General features: G+C 66.7%; 14 protein-coding genes. 10 read left to right on the forward strand and 4 right to left on the reverse strand.

Annotated elements, in window-relative coordinates; translation table 11 throughout:
* Window positions 1-11: 11 nt before the first annotated feature.
* The 3 genes from F8M74_RS28770 (at window position 12) to F8M74_RS28780 (ending at window position 3645) form a co-directional block, all read left to right on the forward strand.
* A complete protein-coding gene (locus F8M74_RS28770; RefSeq protein ID WP_216620392.1) occupies window positions 12-1976 on the forward strand; it encodes a serine/threonine-protein kinase in 1965 nt (654 codons plus the stop codon).
* Entirely contained in the window at window positions 1973-2701 is a 729-nt protein-coding gene (locus F8M74_RS28775) for a hypothetical protein (RefSeq protein ID WP_141256245.1), read from the forward strand. The genes F8M74_RS28770 and F8M74_RS28775 overlap by 4 nt, the downstream gene beginning before the upstream one ends.
* 62 nt (window positions 2702-2763) lie before the next feature.
* Window positions 2764-3645: an NAD(P)-dependent oxidoreductase gene (locus F8M74_RS28780; RefSeq protein ID WP_228560340.1), complete on the forward strand. Its 882-nt coding sequence runs from the start codon at window positions 2764-2766 to the stop codon at window positions 3643-3645.
* On the opposite strand, the gene F8M74_RS28785 is transcribed toward F8M74_RS28780, so the two are convergent.
* A complete protein-coding gene (locus tag F8M74_RS28785; protein WP_141341610.1) occupies window positions 3636-4106 on the reverse strand; it encodes a hypothetical protein in 471 nt (156 codons plus the stop codon). The two genes, F8M74_RS28780 and F8M74_RS28785, sit on opposite strands and share 10 nt — an antisense overlap.
* A gap of 36 nt (window positions 4107-4142) precedes the next feature.
* On the opposite strand from F8M74_RS28785, the gene F8M74_RS28790 reads away from it, so the two are divergent.
* Window positions 4143-5108 (forward strand): hypothetical protein, encoded by a 966-nt coding sequence (locus F8M74_RS28790; protein WP_141256248.1) that lies wholly within the window; start codon window positions 4143-4145, stop codon window positions 5106-5108.
* A gap of 331 nt (window positions 5109-5439) precedes the next feature.
* Here the strand turns inward: F8M74_RS28790 and F8M74_RS28795 are convergent, their stop codons facing one another.
* Together F8M74_RS28795 and F8M74_RS28800 are read right to left on the reverse strand one after the other, a co-directional pair.
* The gene (locus F8M74_RS28795; RefSeq protein ID WP_141256249.1) at window positions 5440-7545 is read right to left on the reverse strand and encodes a serine hydrolase; all 2106 of its coding nucleotides are present in this window, start codon (window positions 7543-7545) and stop codon (window positions 5440-5442) included.
* 218 nt (window positions 7546-7763) lie between these two features.
* On the reverse strand, window positions 7764-10433 hold the full coding sequence (locus tag F8M74_RS28800; protein WP_141256250.1) for a DEAD/DEAH box helicase: 2670 nt from the start codon (window positions 10431-10433) through the stop codon (window positions 7764-7766).
* Between the two features lie 558 nt (window positions 10434-10991).
* On the opposite strand from F8M74_RS28800, the gene F8M74_RS28805 reads away from it, so the two are divergent.
* The 4 genes from F8M74_RS28805 to F8M74_RS28820 all read left to right on the forward strand — a co-directional run bounded on the left by F8M74_RS28805 (window position 10992) and on the right by F8M74_RS28820 (window position 15985).
* A complete protein-coding gene (locus F8M74_RS28805) occupies window positions 10992-12386 on the forward strand; it encodes an ELWxxDGT repeat protein (protein WP_228560344.1) in 1395 nt (464 codons plus the stop codon).
* 183 nt (window positions 12387-12569) lie between these two features.
* Window positions 12570-12920: a calmodulin gene (locus F8M74_RS28810; protein ID WP_141256252.1), complete on the forward strand. Its 351-nt coding sequence runs from the start codon at window positions 12570-12572 to the stop codon at window positions 12918-12920.
* Window positions 12921-13148: 228 nt separating this feature from the next.
* Window positions 13149-14363, forward strand: a complete 1215-nt coding sequence (locus tag F8M74_RS28815) for a methyltransferase (RefSeq protein ID WP_141256253.1) — start codon at window positions 13149-13151, stop codon at window positions 14361-14363.
* A 422-nt stretch (window positions 14364-14785) separates the two neighbouring features.
* Entirely contained in the window at window positions 14786-15985 is a 1200-nt protein-coding gene (locus F8M74_RS28820; RefSeq protein ID WP_141256254.1) for a hypothetical protein, read from the forward strand.
* Window positions 15986-16564: 579 nt separating this feature from the next.
* Here F8M74_RS28820 and F8M74_RS28825 read toward each other — a convergent pair.
* A complete protein-coding gene (locus F8M74_RS28825; protein WP_141256255.1) occupies window positions 16565-17560 on the reverse strand; it encodes a deoxyhypusine synthase family protein in 996 nt (331 codons plus the stop codon).
* Between the two features lie 1064 nt (window positions 17561-18624).
* On the opposite strand from F8M74_RS28825, the gene F8M74_RS28830 reads away from it, so the two are divergent.
* A complete protein-coding gene (locus F8M74_RS28830; RefSeq protein ID WP_225888708.1) occupies window positions 18625-19062 on the forward strand; it encodes a hypothetical protein in 438 nt (145 codons plus the stop codon).
* A 612-nt stretch (window positions 19063-19674) separates the two neighbouring features.
* Window positions 19675-20793: an aldo/keto reductase gene (locus F8M74_RS28835; RefSeq protein WP_141256257.1), complete on the forward strand. Its 1119-nt coding sequence runs from the start codon at window positions 19675-19677 to the stop codon at window positions 20791-20793.
* The last annotated feature ends 140 nt before the right edge of the window (window positions 20794-20933 follow it).

Below are 20933 nucleotides of genomic sequence, written 5' to 3' on the forward strand. Positions count from 1 at the left end.
ATGCCCGGGTGATGACGGGTGAAGTGCTTGCGGGCCGGTACCGACTCGAGCGGGAGTTGGGGCGTGGGGGAATGGCCACGGTCTTCCTGGCCACGGACGTGCGGCTGTCGCGCCCGGTAGCGCTGAAGCGGATGCACCCAGGAGGCGGCACGGCCCGCGCGGAGCGCTTCCGGCGGGAGGCCGAGCTGGCCGCCTCGCTCCATCATCCCAACGTCCTGGAGGTCCACGACTACGGCGAGGATGAGGCCCATGGCCCGTTCCTCGTCTGCGAGTGGGTGCGGGGCGAGGACCTCCGCGCGCTGGCCGGGAGGCTCTCGCCGGTGCCGCCCGAGGCGGTGATGGTGTTGGGCTGGGAGCTCGCCCGGGCGCTGGCGGCGGCGCACGCACGCGGCATCGTCCACCGCGACGTGAAGCCCGACAACGTGCTGGTGGCGGAAGGCGGGCCGCTGAAGCTGGCGGACTTTGGACTCGCCGCGCTGGAGGACCAGGAGCGCCTCACGAGTACCGGGGCGGTGACGGGCTCGTTGCCATACATGGCGCCCGAGCGCATCGACACAGGCGCGTACTCCCCTGCCTCGGATGTGTACGCGGTGGGTGTCATCCTGTTCGAGCTGTGCTCGGGCACCACGCCGCACGCGGGCAAGGGCGCGGCGCATCTGGCCGCGTCGGTAATGACGAAGGATGCGCCACCACTGACGGAGGTGGTGCCAGGCACGCCCGCGCCCTTGTCAGCGCTGGTCGCGCGGTGTCTGGCGAAAGATGCACGGGATAGACCGCGCGACGGGGCCGCGCTGGCGTTGGCGCTGGAGGAGCTGCTCCAACAAGAGGTCGGCCCGCCTGCCGACGTGGCGCGGGAGTTCTTGGGAGACCCGGTGGCCCGCGCCAATCGATGGCGCCGGGCGCGCTTCGAGCGGTTACTGGAGGAGGGGCGCGGACTGCTGGCGCGCGGCGAGGGGGCGCGGGCCGCGAAGGTCCTCAACGCCGCGCTGTCGCTGGAGCCGACGTCCGCCGAGGTGGTGGCGCTGTTGCGTCAGCGGCCGAGGCGTTCCGCGTGGAGGGCTGGCGCCGTGGGCGCCGGGCTCATTCTCTGCGCGACCGCGGGCTGGTGGATGAGGCCGGACCAGCGCGTCGAAGGCGTGAAGACACCGCGTGGCGCGGAGCCCTCGTCAGGGCAGTCCTCCCCCAGAACGGCATCCGTTGACGGCGCCTCCACTGGCGAACGCCTTCATGCGCCCACGCCCCAGGGCCAGGAGATGCCTGCCCCGGGGACGGAACCAGGCATGTTGGACGCTTCGCGGGAACCGAGGCCTTCGGCTGGAAGTGACACCACGAATCTGCCCGGGGCATTCGTGCCGGCAGAACGCTCGGCGGACGGTGCCGGGGCGAAGCCGGCTCGGCCATCCATTTCGACAGGGCGTTCGGGGGGAATGGATTCGGCGAAGCGGGCCGTATCGCCCCTGCCGACAGGGCACTCGGCGAGAGCCGAGCCCACAGGGGCCGCGCGGCCCTTGGTGCCAGCGCCAGGACCGGACGAGGGAACCACCCTCCCCGCGCGTCCCGCCGTGTTGAAGGTGACGGCGCGCCCGTGGGCGGAGGTGTTCGTGAACGGCGAGAGCCACGGCTACACGCCTCGCGTGCGTGAACTCTCGCTGCCAGCGGGGACCTACCGGCTGCGCTTCGTCAACCCTCTGTGCGACGAGGTCGAACAGGAGGTGACGCTCGCGCCAGGGGAGACCGTGACGCGCGACGTGGTGTTGTCACCGCGCAAGGCAGAGGTGCGCATCCACGCTCCCGCGGGCGCGCGGCTCTTCGTGGACGGCCGGGAGGTGGGCGTCGCCCCCCTGTCTGGTCCGGTGATGGTCGAACATGGACGACACACGGTAACGGCACGCCGCGCGGGTGAACCACCCTTGGTGCAAGAGGTGGACGTGGTCGCCGGTCGTCGTCTCGAAGTGGCGCTGGACGTGACGCCATGATGGGCGCGGCCTTGATGCTGATGGTGCTCGCGGCGTCCCCGCTCGACAGCGCGCGCGGTGCCTACCAATCCGGCGAGCTGCCCAAGGCCCGCGCCGAGCTGGAGTCCCTGCTCTATCCGCTGCGGCTCGACGGAGAGGCGTTGGAGGCAGAAGCGCACCTGCTGCTCGCGGCCACCTATCACGCACAGGAGGAGCTGGCCCGCGCGGAGGACGAGGTGGTGCGAGGGCTGGCCATTCACGGCGACTCGGCGCTGGACCCGCTGCTGTATCCACCGGACTTCCTCGCCTTCGTCGAGCGCGCGCGTGCCCAACACCAGACACGCATTGGGGAACTGCGTGCCCAGCGGAGTCCTCGGCTGTTTCCGGCGCCCTCCCCCATCGTCGACCCCATCCGCAAAGACGAGGTGCCCGCCTCGCCGGCGCTGACCCGCGCCTGGTATCTGGCGCCCTTGGGCGTGGGGCACTTCAAGCACGGGCGCTCGGGGATGGGCACGGTGCTGGCGGTGACGCAGGGGCTGGGACTCGCAGCGGCGGGAGTCTCCCTGGGGACCTCGCTCTCGCTGCGCGGGCCGGACGGCCGGTACAGCGCGAGCGACGCGGGGACGGCGCGGACGCTCAACGTGACATACCTGGTGGGAGCCTATGCCTTCGCGGTGGCCTATGCGTATGGTGTCCTAGATGGGTTGGTGTTGACGCCCGCCCCACCAGTTCGCCCGGTTCCTTGAGTGACGGGCGGGCTCCACGTTTCGGGGTTGCCGTACAACCTGGAGTCAAAACGAGCTTGCACATGCACCCGATTCGTTCAGCGAAGATGGCGGTGGTGGGTTGTGGTCTCATGGGAAGCGCACTAGCGCGAGCCTTCGCCTCGGCGGGCCACGACGTCGCGGTCTGGAACAGGACTCCCAGCAAAGCCTCCGCTGTCGGTGGTGGCACCCGTGCCTTCGACAGCCTCGTCGAGGCCGTCTCGGGACGCGAGCTCGTCGTCGTCTCCCTCTCCAACTACGCTGCCGCCGCCGAGGTGCTCTCGGAGAAGGGCGTCGCGGCGGCACTGACTGGAACGACGCTCGTTCAGCTCACCAGCGGCTCACCCGCGGACGCGCGCGAGGGGCTGGCCTGGGCCCAAGCCCACGGCGTGGACTACCTGGATGCCGCGATCCTCGCCTACCCGAGTTTCGTCGCCACCGAGTACGCGACCGTCTATTACGCAGGGTCGCGCGGCATCTTCGACCGGCACGTCGAGACCCTCCAGGCGATTGCCAAGAACTCCGTGTACGTCGACGAGAAGATTGGCGCTGCCGCGACGCTCGACTGCGCGATTCTCGAGGCCTATTACGGCGGCTCCCTGGCGTTCCTGCACGCCGCGGCCATGTGCAAGGCGGAAGGCCTGGATCCGAAGGCTTTCTTCGCCCAGAAGAACTCCTTCCTCGGCCTGATTTCCGTCACCGCCGACGCCGCGCAGGACATGATTGAGAAGAATGGCTTCTCAGGCGACCAGTGCAGTCTCAACACCCACGTCGCCGCAATCGAACACATCGTCCGGCTGAGCCAGGACGCCCGCATCAGCGCACGCTTCCCGAAGGAGCTGCTCGACAACTACAAGCGAGCCGTCAGCGCGGGACTGGGGGACCAGGAGCTGCCGGCCGTGTTCCGGACCCTGACTCAAGACTGACGATCGCGACTCCGTGCAGGCCGCGAGGACCGCCCGCCACCGCCGGCGGCGCCTGAGAAATTCACCCACTGACCGCCTTTGCCTCGCGCCACCACGACCGGCTCGTACCAGTCGTCATGGTCGTCCTGCGTTCCATCAGGGCCGATGCTCCAGACCTCGGTCTGGTCGTCCCCACTCGGCCCCTGGTACTCGAGTTCGACACGCCAGCCCTTGCCGAGCAGTGCCTCGGCGCGCTTGAGGCGCACCGTCGCCACGTGCTCAGCAGCGACCTCACTTACATTGGCAGTAAGGCTTGCCCGTGCCGGATACTGAAGTGTTGGATTCTGAACTTGACCCAAGAATGATCGCCTGTCGCGCATGCCGGGATTGACGAGAGTTTTGTTACCTTGATTGAGTTCAATTAAAGCGCATTTAACCGAATAGTGATTGGCACCGAGGAAGGGCAGCACAAGCAGAAGCACCGAGTGACACATCGTCTTCAAACAAGGGAGCGAGCAATGAAGAACAAGCACCTGTCTTGGCTGAAACCCATGTTGACGGTCACGCTGTTGGCAACGGGATGCGGTGACTCTCGTGATGAAGGGCCAGTACCAACAGAACTAAATCCCTCGTCACATGCCGAGGCGCGCCTGGCAATCATGCACATCCGCGACCTCTACGAGTCAGACCCATCGGCCGCACTCGATGCCGCACAGAAACTGAGTCCGAAACTCGATGCGCTCAATCACTTGATTGCTCGTATCGAGGTTGCTCCGAAGCACTTTGTCGACTTCTATGAACTGCAGCCTGATGGCATCCTCGTGTCGGAGAGCGGGCTCCTGGGGGATGAACCGGTTTTGAATGACAGCGAGCTTGCCGCTCACTCCCCCCTCGACCTATTTCGCCAACTTGCGGGCGGCGCCGCACCGCCGGAATCATTGGTCAGGGCGGCTGCGCATCGTGCGAACTCAGATGATTCCCATGTGCCTGCGCGGGCGGCAGTTGTTCCTGATGCCAAGTCTTCAGAGGGAGTTGTTCCGGCATATGGCGAGCAACATGGAGACGGGCTCTCGACCATCAGCCAGTCACCGACGTCGACCACTACCTCCTCTCTGCTGAATGACTTCTGCTACAAGAGCGGGGACTTCGTTCAGTGCTGGATGAATGTCGCGGGAAATGGATGGGCGTCTGCAAATTCAAAATCGTCGTTCGCCAAGATCGAGGCATTTGGCACCGTTGCCGGCGCTTGGTTTAGCTATGAACTGTCTGTGAACGGCTCGTGGAGCATTTCTCCAGGATACTGGCGGTCGTTTGGTGCCTACAGTGGCAGCTACTCGACTTGTCCTCCACTCGTTGCTTGTGGCAAGTTCGAGCACTACATTCGCAACCATCGGTGGGACACCTTCAACAATGCTGGAGGCGGATACCATGCCACTCTCGCATTCAGATGGAATTGCAGTTACGGCCTATGCGGCAGCCCTTGATGCCGCGACGGTTGGTTGATTCAGGTCTCACTCCTCGACTGTGAATTGACGTTCGTGGCGTTGTCTCTTCGCAAAGCCACGTAAAGATCAAGCGCGCCACATGTTCGACCAAGTATGTGGCGCGCTGCCCACGAAGTCTCCGAAGACGTCCTGGCAGGCAGGTACGAAGCAACACAAGAAAAAGCCAGCGTCGAACTGCGGCCATTTCTGCTCCCCCAAGCAAGTGCGGAGGAAGCGCGCGTGGGGGTGAGCTGCATCACGGACCGGCGGAGGCCCTTTCGAGCCCCGCCGGTCCTACGAGCCCTCCCGGAGAATCCGGTGGAGCCCCTGATTAGAACAGGTCGTGCGCGGGCCAGGCGCTGACGCCGTTCACGACGTTCCACATGAGGCCTTCGAGGTTGATGTCGGGCGTGCCCGAACCGGAGCTGTTGTTGGAATTGATCATGACGGACCAAGTGAATTCCTCGGAGCGGCTGGGCCCATAACGGTCATCGGTCCGCACCAACAGGGCCCGGGTGCCCGGGATGTAGCCGCCGTGCCACCAGTTGGGGAGGCTGTTCACCGACCAGCCCTTGGCGTAGTTGACGGAGTTGCCCAAGGTGTCGGGCGCCGTCGTGCGTGTGGTCATCGTGGTGAGCGAGCTCGCGCTCAGCAGGTCAGGGACGGTGGAGAACCCATCCGCTCGCACGGCGACGCGCAGCAAATCAATGGGCGTGACGACCCAGCCGCCGTGCGCATCCATGCGACGCACCGGCATGCCGTACGGGCTGAAGGCTCCGGTGCCAAGCTGGTAGTAGACGGGCTCGTTCGGCAGGCGCGCGCTCAACGTATCTCCCCCCAAGGCGAAGCTGGTGGCGCCGCTGGGCGTGAACACGTTGGCGCGCATATAGGCGTCATAGGTCATGCCCGTGACCCGCTCGATGATGCGGCCGAGGACGCTGTAGCCGAAGTTCGAATACTGGTACGTCGTCCCAGGCGCGAACTCGAGCGGCACGTTCTGCAACACCCATTGGATGAGCTGGGCGTGCGTCATGCCCGTGTTCATGAACATGGGGTCGCCCGTGCCGTCGGCGCCGTCGTTGTCCCAGCCGCCCGCGGTGTGCTCGAGCAGGTGCTGGACCGTGATGTTCAGGACGCGGCTGTCCACGTAGGTGTTCTGCGCACCGAACGTCTCACCGAGCAATCCCCCTCTGCCGAAGACGCGGTCCGTCAGCCGTATCTGGCCGCTTTCAATCAGCCGCATGATGCCGATGGATGTCATCGGCTTGGACACACTGGCGACGCGGAAGCGGTGGGAAGTGTTGACCGGCGTGTTGCTGGTTCGGTCGGCCAGGCCATACCCCTTGGCGAACACGAGGCGCCCGTGGCGGGTGATGGCCAGCGACAGTCCGACGGTGTTCGTGCTGGTCATCGCCTGCTGGACGGTGTCGTCAATGTGCTGCAGGTCGGTCGCGCTGAACGTCAGGTTCTGCCAGATCAGGGCGAACTCGGGCTGGCTCCCATTGTTGTGCGCCGCCACCAGGACGGGGCGATATCCCTGGTTCTTGAGGTCCGTCACAGCCTGTTGATACGCGGCGGAGGAGAGCCCATGACGCGCGGCGGTCGGAATCCCCGATGAAACCTGGAAGATGGCCGCGTACCGGTCCGTGCCGCCCACGTTGTAGCTGCTGACCTTCGCGAGCTGATAACCCTGGGCCGCGTTGGTATTGAACGTGGACTGGTACTGGGACGCGGTCAGCCCGTGGTAGGCCCGCCAAGCCGGGCCGCTCGTCTGCTCCCAGATGGCCGCGTAGCGCTCCGCGCCACCGGACGTGTAGCCACTCACGTGCACGAGCCGGTAGCCCTGCCCCGCCCAGGTGTTGAACTCCGTCTGGTACTGGGACGCGCTCAGGTCATGGCGGGCCACCCACGCGGCACCACTGTCCACGTGGAAGATGACCGCGAAGTAGGCGACGCCCCCGACGCTGTACCCGTTGACCACCACCGGGCGGTATCCCTGCGCATTTTGATTGACGACGGTGGTCTGATACTGCGCGGAAGTCAGCCCGTGGAAGGCCCGCCAGGCCGGGCCGCTCGTCTGCTCCCAGATGGCCGCGTAACGGGCACTGCCCCCCTCTTCGTAACCGCTGACATAGGAGAGACGATAGCCCTGCCCCACCCAGGTACTGAACTCCGTCTGATATTGCGCGTTGGTGAGCCCGTGGCGGGCAATCCAGGCATCATATGGACCGGCCAGTGCCTGGGAATCGGCGCTAGTAGAGGCTCGGGACTCTTCCTCTGGCACCCCGCATCCCACGAGGGATACGACCAGCACTGACAGGACTGCCAGTAGCGGCCTCATTCTGAAAGGTTTCATGCTCGAGAGCTCCTGCTTGACGTTGGTACTGCCAACAGGAAACGAATCCAGAGCGCATTTCCCCTCAGCCGCGGACAGCAAAAATAGAGCCCCCCCTCGCGCGTAGTGCCAAACCCACATGCATTTCAGCAGGCTGGCCCACATCGCGCCGCCCCCCAGCGTCCGCCACCTCTCAACAGGCCTTCCATCCGTCTGCTTTATTCAGCCCACACCAGGTGGCTGAGGGCGAATGGAACAAGGACGCGAGCCCCTGGACCGCGCCGCCCACTGCGTGGTGAGCGCCCTGCCCGTGCGTCAGGTCAGCGCCGCCGTCCGCCACCGCCCGGCCGTCTTCCATTCCTGGGTGCCTTGCCGTGATGGCCCCGGTGCCCCCCAGGCCTGGGGGCGCCGCGCTCCCGGTCCTGTCGCGGGAGTGGACGCTCACGGGTGGCCTCGGCGATCTCGTCCGGCATCCAGGGCCGGTCGAGCAGTTCCTGGAGCTCGAGGAGCGAGCGAGCCTCGAGCACGCCCCGCCGGCCCCGCGCCACGCTGAAGCGATGGGGGCGGTCGAGCAGCGGCAGCTCCTCCTCCACCAGCGTGCGCGCGAGCTTCTCCGGCAGGTGCAGCCGAACCACGCCTCGCGGGGCTCCGTCCGACAGTCTCTCCACGTCGTATTCGAGCGGCACCGCGTGCTCGCGCACCTCCACCGCGTCCGGGAGCGCCAGGAGCGCCTGACGCGTCGCGGGCGGCACGAGCGCGTCCAGTTCGAGCCGCAGCGGGCGCTCCTTGAAGTCGTCGAGCGTGTCCACCCCATCCAACTGCGCCGCGTAGAGCGCGGTCAGCTCCGACAATCCCAGCGGCGCGGTGGTCCCACCCGAGCGTCGCCACAGCTCGCGCACCTCGGCGATGGCGACCCGGTGCCGGTCCACCGCGGGATGGGGTGCTTCGCCCTGCGCCAGCGCCTCGGCGAGCGCGTGCCGGGCCCCCTTGGCGAGCTCTGGCCCCCAGGCGCGCAGCACCTCCACTTCCCGTTCGAGCTCGAAGCCGAAGTAGTCCACCCGCTTTTCGAGCACGACCGAGCGGAAGCGCACGTCGTAAACCGGCGCCGCCGAGTGACGACGGGCGTAGCGGCGCAGCAGTGACTGGGGAAGCTGGGTACCCTCGATGCCGGCCTGCGAGTCGCCGTTGCGGTCGGCGAAGTAGCGCAGCGTGCCCGCCACCGCGCCCAGGTTGCCACACACGCTCGTCTTCGACACGCGCGCGACCTCGCCCCAGGCGGTGCGCTCGTCGATGACCAGGTCGAAGGGCATGAAGCGTGCGAGCAGGTCGCAGAAACGCCGGTGGACGCGCGGGTCCGCGAAGGGCATGCGCGCGGGCAGCGCCAGCCCCACGCTCCGGTACACGCTCGCCATCGCGAGCGCCGCGTCCTCCAGGGCCTTCACCAGCACCCCACGAACCTCCGCCCAGGCCGCGAGCTTCTCCGCATGGAAGACGTGGCGCGGCAGCCCCTGCACCTCCCCCACCCTGCCCGCTTCACGGAAGGCTTCGGCGTAGAGGTTGTACGCGGTCAGGTGGTCGCTTCCGGGCACGAGCAGCCCGTCCAGGTTCCGCTCCTCGCGCGTCATCCTGTGCAGCGACTCCACCGAGCTGCACACCGCGAGCAACGGCAGCAGCGCGTCCTCCGCGTTGACGATGAGCTCCGCCCACGGACGCTCCACGGGCAGGGCCTCCACCGCGCGGCCGTAGTCGGACAGCCGCCCTTCCGCGTCCACGATGTCGCGCGCCTGCAACTTCGCGAGCGCCCGGCGATAGGCATTGCGGTCCAGCGGCACGGGCAGGTCCAGCGCATCCGCCCGCACGCCCAGGGCCGCGGCGGTGAGCGCCACCCGCTCCGGCTCGCCCGCGAGTTGGAACTCGGGTTCGGTGGGCCTCAGCGAGGCGAAGTGCAGCGGCCGGTCGCTCAGGATGAAGACGCGCCCGCCCTCCACCCGCCCGTGCACGCGCCCCGCCATCTGCAAGAGTTCGTTGTTGCCCAGGTGCACGCGGGTGAGGACGTTGCGGCCGCGCTCCACCAGGTTCGTGAAGCGCATGTCGTCGATGACGACCGTGTCCAGCCCCGGCACGTTGAGCGCGCTCTGCCCCGCCGCCGTCATCGCGAGCACGAAAGGCCGGGGCGCCGTGCCCTCCAGGAAGGGGCGGATGGCACGCAGCGGTTCGCCGCCGTGGTAGTGCGCCGCATGGAGCTCCGGCGCGTTCGCGCGCACATGGGCCGCCGCCTCCTCCACGCCCGCGCGCGTGGCCAGGAACACGCCCACGCCGCGCCCCTGCTGCTGCACCTCCCGCAGGAAGTCCTCGTCGAAGAAGGACAGCGGCTGACGGCGCTCCACCTCCACCCGGGCCGCCTTCCTCGGGTCGAAGGAGGACACCTGGAGCACTTCCGCGCTGTCCAGGTAGCGCGCGTAGAAGGCCGGGTCCACGGTGGCGGACAACCAGATGAAGCGGCAGCCCGCGCGCTTGCCCAGGGCCAGGCACAGCTCCAGTTCGGCGGAGGTCTGGTGGATTTCATCCACGATGAGCGTGTCCTCGCGCCGGATGGCGCCGCCCTGAAACCAGCGCCGTGCGATGCCGGTGGTGACGATGGCCACGTCCGCGAGCGGCGTCTGCGCGGTGGCCTCCCGCTCGCGGTTGACCACCGCCACCCGCAGGGGCCGCCGGCCCACGAGCTCCTCCGCGATGGGGCGGATGGCGAGCGTCTTGCCCGTGCCAGTGCCCGCGACGATGCCAAACCCCTGCCCGCTCCGGGCCAGTTCGCGGAGGCGCTCGCCGTGGTGCTCCTCCAGGTACGTGCGCAGTTCCAGCCCGAGCGCCAGCTCGATGGTTTCGCACGCGGCGCGCGTGGGCGCGATGACCACCACCCGCCCGCGCTGGGGCGTGACGGCGGAGGAAGCGTCGGGGCGCGGCGGCAGGTATCGGTCGGTGGGCGTACGCACGAAGGCCAGTGATACGCACGGGCGGTGTCCAGGGGAAGCGATTCGCCCGCGCAGGCCCGGCCCCGGGGAAGCAGGCAACCGTGTGCGCCAGGGAATGACGTACTCGGCCATCGGGCTAGCGAGTCCAGGCGCTGCCCGGTGAACGTAGCCTGCGGCGCGAGGGAGCCCAACTCCACGACGCGGGAGTCCCGGCCGAGAGCACCGCACCGTCCACAGGACGCGTGCTCGCGGGAGCCGTCGCCCGCATGCGGGAGCCTGCGTCGCGTTCTCATCCATCAACGAAGCATCACGAGGCGATGGAAGTGAGCGCGACTGGACCTGCTGAAGATTTGCGACCAGGAACCCGGCGCGCCCCCTGGCGGCGGCTCTGCTCCGGACTTATCGCCATCGGGGCTGTCGCCCACCCGAGAACGAGGGGAAATCATGCGTGCATGGTGGCAAGTGGCATGGGTCTGTCTGGCAACCGCGGGATGCGGCGGGCCTCTTCCAGAAGCATCGCTCTCCGAGGAACACGCCCCCGAGGAGGTCACCTCGCATTGGGATGCCCCACTCCCGAAGTTGGGGCCCGCCACGCTGTTGAAGGACATCTACCCGCCTCCCCCGGGGCCATTCCCGGACCCGCTGGGTGGCCCATCGCCAACGGATCTGGTGTCCTTCCGCGGCAAGCTCTTCTTCTCCGCCTTCGACTTCGAGGCGGACCAGGGCGCGCTGTGGCGGAGCGCGGGCACGACAGCGAGCACTGTCCCCGTAAAGCACCTGGACGATTCTCCCGGACGGCTGACCGTCGTCGGCCAGCAGCTCTTCTTCACCGAAGGCTTCATGGAACACGGCGCGGACCTGTGGGTGAGTGATGGCACCACTGCGGGCACGCGTCAGGTGAAGGACCTTGCCCCGGAGGGCGGCACCGCCTCCCTGGCGAACTTCATCGCGGTGGGCAACAAGCTCTACTTCTTCCGGTCGGTCCGGCCCACCCTCATCGCCGCCGAGAACCTGGAGCTGTGGCGCAGTGATGGCACCTCGGCCGGCACGGTGCGCGTGAAGGACCTGGGGCCGATGGACACCGTGAACGGGCCCTTTGACCTGGCGAGCGTGGGCAACCGCCTCTTCATGAGCCTCGGGATGCCCGACACCGGAGTGGAGCTCTGGGTGAGTGACGGCAGCGCCTCCGGAACCCGCCTCGTCAAGGACATCAACCCGGGTGCCGCCTCCTCGTTCCCCCGGAGCCTGACGCAAGCGGAGGGAGTGCTCTACTTCTCCGCGGACGACGCCGTGCACGGCCGAGAACTGTGGCGCAGCGATGGCACGGCCAAGGGCACGGAGCTGGTCGAGGACACCGTTCCCGGCCCCCAGGGCTCGGAAGCGCAAATCTTCGCCCTGTTCAAGGAGCGCCTCTACTTCGCCACCTTCACACCGGGCTTCACCGTGACGGAGATTCGCAAGCTCGACCCGGACCCCTCCTGCCACCCGCGCTCGAATCTCGTCGCGAGCATCCCCAACCCCTACGCCGACCTTCCCTTCGATTTCTTCATCTTCGTCGCCACGTCCACGGCGACCGAGAGAAAGCTCTACTTCACGCTCTTCTACGACATCGGCAGCCCCGCCCCCTTCGACGTCCAGCTGTGGCGGACCGATGCCACCGCCCAGGGAACGAAGCTGCTGTACCAGCCACTCATCGTCTCTCCGGACCTCCGACCGCCCACGCCGGTCCCCACCGATGACGGCCGCGTCGTCTTCTACGCCTTCGATGAAGCGCACGGCCACGAGCTTTGGGTGAGCAACGGACAGCCGAGCGGCACCAAGCTCCTGCAGGACATCGTCCCGGGCCCCGCCTCTTCCTATCCGCAGGACCTGCTGCGCGTGGGCGACTTCATCTACTTCACGGCACTGGATGGGCAACTCGGCCGGGAGATCTGGGTATTGCCCGTGCCGAGGCCTCAGGTCGCGAGTCACTGACGCCTCGCCAACCCATCGCACTGGCGGCCTGCCGGTTCTCGGAGGCCGCCCCCGCCCCGTGCGACTGCCTCAGACGACACACCTCGCGACGCCGCATTCAAGACACACCACCGCTACCGGCAGGTGATACAAGCGAGTGAGGACAATCGCCTATATGGGGCCCCTAACCCAAGGAGCCCTTCAATGGCAAACACGGTACGATTCGCCTTCACGCAGCACTCCCAGCCCAACCTGGAGTTCATCATCGAGTTGGCTGACGAGAAGACGATTGCACATGCACGGAAGATTCTCTCTGGCGAGGAGCGGAACGAAGTCCACGTCCACGGACGAATCATCAAGCGGGCCGCGGCCTACAACCCGAAGTTCTCCTTCCACCTGGACCCGAGCACCATCCGCTTCTTCGCGATGGCCATCGAGGTCTGCGATGCCAACATGACGTATGTGGAAGACCACCTCGACGAGGCGGGCGGTGCATTCCTCCCGGGCGGGCACTGGTGCCCGTGGGACTCCAAGCTGACGCGCGAAGTCACCTGATCCCCTTCAGGTAGGTCCGCGAGCAGAGAGCCCTGCGTGGCCGAAGAAGCCACGCAAGGCCGCGTGGTGTTGAGGCTCAAGCTGTCCCAGCCAAGCGAGCCAGGCCCCTGCCGCGCACCGCATGGGAGCGCGGACAAGGCCGGTCCTATGGCCTTTCGCCCAGAAGGACGCCCCCGCGACTACCGTCATCGCCAACCGGCGGAGCAGCGGCGCATAGAATGCGCCGACATGGACTTCCAGGCGCGACTCGAAGCGCTCACGCACCAACTCCGGCCCTGGTCCCCGCTCTGGTCCCGCTCCATCCTCCAGGGCTGGCCCGGGTCCGGCGCCGCCTATCCTGAGGACTGGCTGGCCTATGCCCGGTCGCTCGATGAAGCGGGCGAGCAGCGGCTGGACCAGGGGACGCTCGCGGGAGTCCCGCCTCCGGCCCTGTGCGCACTCCTGGGCGCGCTCCAGGAACTGACGGCGCTGCCCTGGCACGAGGGCCTTCACGCGCTGACTGTCGCGGAGACGCAGGGCCTCAGCGCCAAGAAGACCCACGAGCTCGAGCGGGTGCTCGCCCTGCTCGCGCCGAGAACGCGCTTCATCCACCAAGCGGTCGATATCGGCGGCGGCATGGGACATCTCGCCCGCCTCTGTGCGCGGACGTTCGGGTGGACCTTCCACAGCATCGATCGGGACGCCGCGCTGCAGGACAAGGGCCGACGGTGGCTGACGCGACCCCCCCCCCCAGGCGGGGACACCCTGTGTTTCATCCAGGCCTCCGTCGAGGACGGGCTCCAACCACAGCTCGATCCGCTCTTCTCCGGCCGGGACCGCGCCTCGATTGGTCTGCACACCTGCGGGCCGCTCGCCCTCACGCAGATCCGCAAGAGCCAGGGGGCGGGCTTCGTCCTGAACATCGGCTGCTGCTACGACAAACTGGAGGTCCCACGGGATTACCCCGTCTCCCGCTTCGGGAGCGAGCATCCGCTGCCCTTCACCCCACATGCCCTGGCGTTGACGACGCGGGGACGGCATCACAAGACCGAGGTGGAGTTCGCGCGGATGAAGCGGGTGTATGCGTGGCGCTTCGCGTTCGATCTCCTATCGAGGCGGCACTTTCCCGAACGCGGCTTCGTGAGAGCCGGGGACGCGCCCCGGGCGCTTTACGCCGAATGCTTCGCCGTCTACGCGCGCGACCGCCTGGAGCGCCTGGGCCTCGATCCCCGCATGACGGACGCCGAGCTGAATGCCTTCGAGGTGTCCGTTCGCGCCGAGACACGGGACCTTTTGCTCTGCCATCTGCTGAGGGACCGCTTCGCGAGGGCGTTGGAGGTCGTGCTCCTGCTTGATCGCGCGATCCTCCTGGAGGAATTGGGCTTCCAGGTCGAGCTCCTCCAGCTCTTCGATCCGCGCCTGTCTCCGCGCAACCTCGCACTCATCGCGTCGCGGAGCGCTTGAGCACGTCTCGGGCCGGGCCATCTATTCGGTGGGCTCCGCCAATGCAGATAGTTTTTTCTCTTCCGTTGCGTCATGGATAGCGCTCCGGTCCATCCATTTCGTACAGGACAGCGCAAAGTCGTGGAGCCAGAGGTCCCTGTCCCGAGTCCTCGTTCCGCATCAGCATGAGCCCATTTCGCGGACGGCTACGGCCTGGATGCGAAGCCAGTGAGGAGAATGTCATGCGACAGCTCATGCGATGGAGTCTCGCGGTGCTCGCCGTACTGTTCCTGGGATGTGGCGCTGGGAACGAAGCGCCCGTGGACGTCGTGCCGGCCACCACAGCACAGACGCACAGCTTGGATTCCAGTCCTCGGGAATTGTCTGGCGCGACCCGGTGGGCACAGCGACTCACCGGTCCGAGCGAGGAGGTGGCAGCCGACGTGGCACATGATGGAGACGGAAACTTCTTCATCGCCGCGGCATTCGAGGGCAAGTTGTCAGATGCGAAGGGGACACTGGGGAAGTCCGCAACGCGGGCCTCCGTCCTTGCGAAGTACCGCCCCAATGGTCAGCGGGTGTGGACTCGGACCGTGCCCGCGCAGGTGAGGGCGCTCGCGACGAACCGAGCGCGGCACGTGCTTGTGACCGGCACCTTCGAAGGAAGCATCGACCTGGGCGGGGGCCCGCTCACCGTTGGTGAATTCCTGGCGGGCGTGTTCCTGGCCGCGTTCGACGCGAGTGGTCGCCACGTCTGGTCTCTCGCCTATCCGCTGGAGTTCTTCAGCTTCTTCGGCGCGCGAAAGATGCTCACGGACAGCCATGGCAACATCGCGGTCACCGGTGTGCTGCGAGGAGCCATCTACTTCGACACCGGGTACGTCGTTGCGGACAGCGCGCCCGTCCTCCTCCGGTTCTCGCCAACGGGCAGCTACCAGTGGAGCTACGTCGAATCGCCGTACTTCGGTGAGTCAGGCGGCGTCGCCACGGACGAGGACGACAACCTCTACATGGCCGGAACCATCATCACGGACCTGTATCCGCCGCTGGATGTCATTCCCTTCGTGAACAAGTTCTCCCCGGCGGGGACGCGGCTGTGGCAGCGGCAGTTGGACACCACCCTTGGCTACGCACAGAGCGTGGGAGTGCACGGAAATCGCGTGGTCCTCACCGGCACCTTCATGTCGCCGCTCTCCTTCGGAGGCCAGACGTTCTTCCCCCAGCACTCACAGGATGGCTTTGTCGTCGCGCTCACCCGTGCGAACGAGGAGCGCTGGGCGAAGCAGTTCGGTCGCGAGGTGCTGGATATTTCGTTGGACCACCGCGACGACCTGGTGGTCGTGGGGAGGTATGAGGACGGAGATGACCTCGGCCTCGGGCCGCTCAGCGGCGTGCCTGGAAGTGATACCAACCTCTTCGCCGCGAAGTACGACCGGGTCGACGGACATCCCCGCTGGACGAGAGGCTTTCCCATGGCCCACCCGCCGGATGTGTCGACAGCCATTGACCGCTATCGCGTGTCGGTTGACGAAGCGGGGGCGTCGGTGTTTCTGGGAGGCCTCATCGCCCCCCTCGACGTTGGGCCCAAGACGCTCGTGCCTTCTGGCGTCCGCGACCTGTTCCTGCTGGGGCTGAAACCCTGACGGGCCTGTCCCCCTGACTTGTTGTGACACCGGGTGTGGGAAGGACTGCCCGACGCGCTCCTAGCAGCCCTCCACCGTCACTTCAGGGGGCGGCCTGGGCCGGAGGCTCCTTGGTCACGACGGAGACCTTGCAAGCCACTCACGGATGCGAGCAGCCAGAGCGCCCCGGTCTCCAGGAGCTCACGAGAAGTCCGTGGGTGGCTGGCGGTCGCGTGTGCCCTGGCGAGGTATCCCTCTCTGCCAACGTAAGTGAGACAGTTCGTATCCAGCAGTTTCGTGTGCAGGGCGACCCAGGTAGACATCCTCGAACTCTGCACGCACACTGAGCTTGCCCGACAAAATCCGGGGAGGCTCAAACCGCGTATACGCCGATGGAGGGCCAGGGCCCTCGGCCTTTTGCTCACGGCAACCGGCCCGTTCTTCGGCTTTCTGCTCTGGGGGCTGCATGCGAATCGCGCCCCGGGTGCTGGCGGGCAGCACCCGGGCGGCGGAGCCGATCCGCACGCCCGAGTCGATGGCGGAGCGCTTGTGGAGCCCGAGCCGGAGCACCTCGCCGGCAGGGTCTCCAGAGCCGCTCTTTCAGCCCTTCTTCTGGCGCACGCCCCAGCAGTCGAGGACGTACGAGAAGACCAGCGGCGCCACGATCGTCGCATCGGACTCGATCACGAAGCGGGGCGTGTCGACGTCGACCTTGTGCCAGGTGATCTTCTCGTTGGGCGGTGCGCCGCTGTAGGAGCCGAACGAGGGCGTGCTGTCGGAGATCTGGCAGAAGTAGGACCAGTAGGGGACCTCCTCCTCCAAATCGAGGCGCAGCATCGGCACCACGCAAATTGGGAAGTCGCCGGCGATCCCCCCTCCGATCTGGAAGAAGCCGACCTTCGCGGACGAGGAGGTCTCCCGGTACCAGTCGGCGAGGGCCGCCATGTATTCGGCGCCGCCGCGGATTGGACTCCAGGTTTCCAGCTCCTTGCGCATCACGCTGGCGACGAACACGTTGCCCAGCGTGGAGTCCTCCCATCCCGGTACGAAGATCGGAAGGCGCTTCTCCGCAGCCGCCAGGAGCCACGAATGTCGAGGATCCACCTGGTACGAGCCGGCCAGCGCGCCGGAGAGGAGCAGTTCGTAGAGGTACTCGTGGGGAAAGTGGCGGCGCCCGTCCCGCTCCGCCCTCTGCCAGAGTTCGAGGAGGGGGCGTTCGACCTTGCGCATCGCCTCCTCTTCCGGGATGCAGGTATCTGCCACGCGATTGAGCCCCTTGTCGCGCAACTCGGCCTCCTGCTCCGCTGTGAGGCTGCGGGGATCGGGCACCCGCACGTAGTGCTCCTGGGCCACCAGGTTGAAGACGTCCTCCTCCAGATTCGCGCCCGTGGTCGTGATCGCGTGGACCTTGTCGCGGCGGATCATCTCGGCGAGCGAAATCCCCAGCTCCGCCGTGCTCATGGCACCCGCGAGCGTCACCATCATCTTGCCACCGTCATCGGCGTGCGCCGCCCAGGCGTCCGCTGCATCCACGAGGGTCCGGGCGTTGAAGTGCCGGAAGTGGTGCCGCAGCACGCATCGAACGGAAATGGTCATGTCATGTCCTCGAATGGAGAAGACGCCCGCACCGCCCCCAGGGGAACGGCACGGACGAACGAAGTGAAGGGAACGCCGCGCCTTGCAGCACGAGCGAGCCCGCCAGCTTTTCCGAACATTCGGATGGAGCACCGGCAGCGGAGGCGACAATCACGCGCCACACCGTCTGGAACCGGCAGGATTTCGCGTATCAAACGAACACCCCTGGTGCAAGCCTGCCCTGCGGCCCATGCCAGGTTGCAGCGTGATGCAGGGGCTCCTCGCTTGAAAAGGCCGAGAAACGCGAAGCTGGAGCGGTGTCGGCACGACGGCCTGCCTTTCTCCGAGTCACCTCTCTGACCGGGAGCACAGACGAGCCGCGGCGCTTGAGGACCACGGAATCGGCTCTCCGAATCCCTTTGATGCGGCGCGGTACGTCGCCTGGCTCTCGCACCAAGCCCCCCTCACGTCGGAGGGGCTCGCGTTCGCGCTTCTCGACGATGCGCTCGCCGGTCAACTCGGGGTGAGCGCGAGGCCGGACGTAAGCGGATACGCGCGCCCTCTACGACCTTGTGCCATCGCAGCGGGGGCGTGGCCTCAGTGCACAGCTATTTCACGAGGCCTGGAGGTTTCACGCCCCCAGGGAGTCCGGCACGACAGGGCACGGTGAACTCTTACGTGGACTGGGCAGAGCTGCGGAGGAGGACGTCCGATGTTGGCGTGTTCGCCTGCGTGAGGTGTGGAGGCAGGCTTAAGGGTCTTGGCGTACGTGAAGGGGGCCGGGAGCATCGCTCGGGAGGCCCCGTCAGCGGCCCTCCTCGGCCCCTCCGCTCCAGCCCACACCCTCAACAGGGCCTCTATCCCGCCTATACGTCTGAACCGAGGTGCGAGAAGGCCCTGCCCAAGGGCAACGGTAGGCTCTGCGGTATAGACCGGTACGCCCGCCGCCTCTTCGGCGGTCTCCTTCAGTAGAAAGCACGGCCATGAAACCGCCCTCTCAGCTCCGCTGCACCTGCGGAAAGGTCCACCTCCAGGTGGAGGGAGCACCCATCGTCAGCGTCGAATGCTGTTGCAACAGTTGCCGTATGGCTGGCGCCAGGCTGGAAACCCTCCCCTCGGCCCCCCGAATCCTGGAGCCCCATGGCGCCACGCGTTTCGTGCTCTACCGCAAGGACCGCGTCCACTTCCAGGAAGGCACCAGCCACCTCAAGGAGCTTCGCCTCACGCCCGAGGCGAAGACCCGCCGGGTCGTCGCCACCTGCTGCAACACGCCGGTCTTCCTCGAGTTCGAGAACGGCCACTGGCTCAGCCTCTACGGCGGCCTCTGGCCCGAGGGAACCCTGCCCCGGCTCGAGATGCGAACCATGGCCAGCGACCTCCCGCCCGGCGTGGTGCTTCCCGAGGATGTCCCGAATGGGAAGACTCAACCGTTCCCGTTCTTCGTCAAGCTCCTCGGTGCGTGGATCATGATGGGATTCCGCAGCCCGAAGCTCACCTTCATCCACGGAACGCTCCACTTCTGACGCGGACGGCGTGCTTGAGACTGAGGGCACAGCCTCGTGCCGCTCCGCGAGTCCAGAGGGCCCCGGCCGCGGTCCTCCTGATTCTCCGCGAGGGCCCTCTGCTGAGGAACACCGGCTCCCGATCCATCTCCAGGGCATCGCGCCGGTACTGGGCCACCGGCTGCCATGACGTTGCTGCACTGCTCGATGGCGACCATATTGAAAACATCGAGTCCGCTGCGATTTTCACGAAGGGAATCTTCACGGGTTCACTCCGTTGGATGAACCAGCGGCATGGCAACAGCCGTGCGCTTCGGATTGTGCATGTTCGTTCACTGGGATTCGCGGAACGAAGTGCATGCCGAGCTTGAGCACTGACGCGTCAGCCATAGAAACCGACACGTCATGAACGCGGCGCGGCCCACGGACTTCACACGAGCTGACTGCGCCGCCGCGCGCTCGACGAGCTACGCGAACGGGTGGGGACGGAGGGACTTCCCGGTCGTGACCACGGCGAGCCGGGGAGCCCCCATCAATCAGGCGCAAGAAGCGGGCTGCCTTCATGCAGGCGCTCTTCTATCCGTAGCAGGGCGATGGGGAGCACACCCCATCACCACAGATGGAGAGCACCCCATGTCGACGCGAATCATCGATTCCTTGGCGAAGTACCACCTGCTCGGCCAGACGGGCCTGCGGGTGAGCCCGCTGGCATTGGGCACCATGAACTTCGGTACCGACTGGGGCTGGGGCATCACCAGTGAGGACGCACACCGCTTGCTGACACGCTATCTGGAAGCGGGCGGTAACTTCATTGATACAGCGGATGCGTACACCTCCGGCTCCAGCGAGCGGATCATCGGCGACTACTTCGCGAAGCATGGCGGGAGGGAACGGGCGGTCATCGCCACCAAGTTCTCCGCCAACCTGTCTCCGGGGGATCCGAATGCGGGCGGAAACAGCCGCAAGCACATCTACGCCGCCCTCGAAGGCTCGCTGCGCCGCCTCAAGATGAGCTACGTGGACGTGTACTGGCTGCACGTATGGGACGGCCTGACACCCGTGGAGGAGGTGATGGGGACGCTGACCGGCCTCGTGCGCGAGGGCAAGGTGCGCTACATCGGCTTCTCCGACGTGCCTGCCTGGTACTTCGCGCGCGCACAGACATTGGCGGAGCGCAACCACTGGGAAAAGGTCGCCGCGCTGCAACTGGAGTACTCGCTCGCTGAACGCAATGTCGAGCGCGAGCACCTCCCCGCCGCACTGGCAATGGGGGCCGCCCTCACTCCGTGGAGCCCCCTGGCCGGGGGCCTCCTCACCGGGAGGTACACCCGCGACGGAAACCAGCCGAAGGGTGACGGGCGCGCCCATGCACTGCTCGCCAGCGGAAACCCCGTGGCGGACAAGTTCCTGCAAGAGCGCCCCTGGGCCATTGTCGAGGAGCTCGTCGCTGTGGCGAAAGAGGTGAAGCGCTCGCCCGCCCAGGTGGCGCTCAACTGGGTGGCGACGCGTCCGGCCGTCGTGTCCACCATCATCGGCGCGAGCAGGCTGGAGCAGTTGGAGGACAACCTCCATGCGCTGGACTTCAAGCTACCGCACGAGCTCTCCGCGAGACTGGACGCCGCGAGTCGCCCCGAGCTCTTCAATCCGTACGTGTTCTTCGAAAACCCCTTCTTCACGAAGGGAATGCTCGCGGGCAATACCACGGTGAGCGCGGAGCCGAGCGGGTTCCGGGGACCGCTCCAGCCCCGGTAGACCGTGCAACGGTTTGAGGCAACCCATAGCTGTTTGGGCTGCCAACCCCTTTGCATTGACAAAGTGTGGGCGTCGCCAGCGCGGCGCCCGGCTCACGAGGTCCCCATGAACACGTGAACGACCCTATCGATTGTCGCAAT

The organism is Myxococcus sp. CA023 (assembly GCF_010998615.1).
Classification (GTDB): domain Bacteria; phylum Myxococcota; class Myxococcia; order Myxococcales; family Myxococcaceae; genus Myxococcus.

Excerpts from the sequence above, each read along its gene's own strand:
- F8M74_RS28790 (WP_141256248.1), top strand. The coding sequence starts at position 4,143 with ATGAAGAACAAGCACCTGTCTTGGCTGAAACCCATGTTGACGGTCACG.
- F8M74_RS28775 (WP_141256245.1), top strand. The coding sequence starts at position 1,973 with ATGATGGGCGCGGCCTTGATGCTGATGGTGCTCGCGGCGTCCCCGCTC.
- F8M74_RS28780 (WP_228560340.1), top strand. The coding sequence starts at position 2,764 with ATGCACCCGATTCGTTCAGCGAAGATGGCGGTGGTGGGTTGTGGTCTC.
- F8M74_RS28810 (WP_141256252.1), top strand. The coding sequence starts at position 12,570 with ATGGCAAACACGGTACGATTCGCCTTCACGCAGCACTCCCAGCCCAAC.
- F8M74_RS28830 (WP_225888708.1), top strand. The coding sequence starts at position 18,625 with ATGGCTGGCGCCAGGCTGGAAACCCTCCCCTCGGCCCCCCGAATCCTG.
- F8M74_RS28825 (WP_141256255.1), bottom strand. The coding sequence starts at position 17,560 with ATGACCATTTCCGTTCGATGCGTGCTGCGGCACCACTTCCGGCACTTC.
- F8M74_RS28815 (WP_141256253.1), top strand. The coding sequence starts at position 13,149 with ATGGACTTCCAGGCGCGACTCGAAGCGCTCACGCACCAACTCCGGCCC.
- F8M74_RS28835 (WP_141256257.1), top strand. The coding sequence starts at position 19,675 with ATGTCGACGCGAATCATCGATTCCTTGGCGAAGTACCACCTGCTCGGC.
- F8M74_RS28770 (WP_216620392.1), top strand. The coding sequence starts at position 12 with ATGACGGGTGAAGTGCTTGCGGGCCGGTACCGACTCGAGCGGGAGTTG.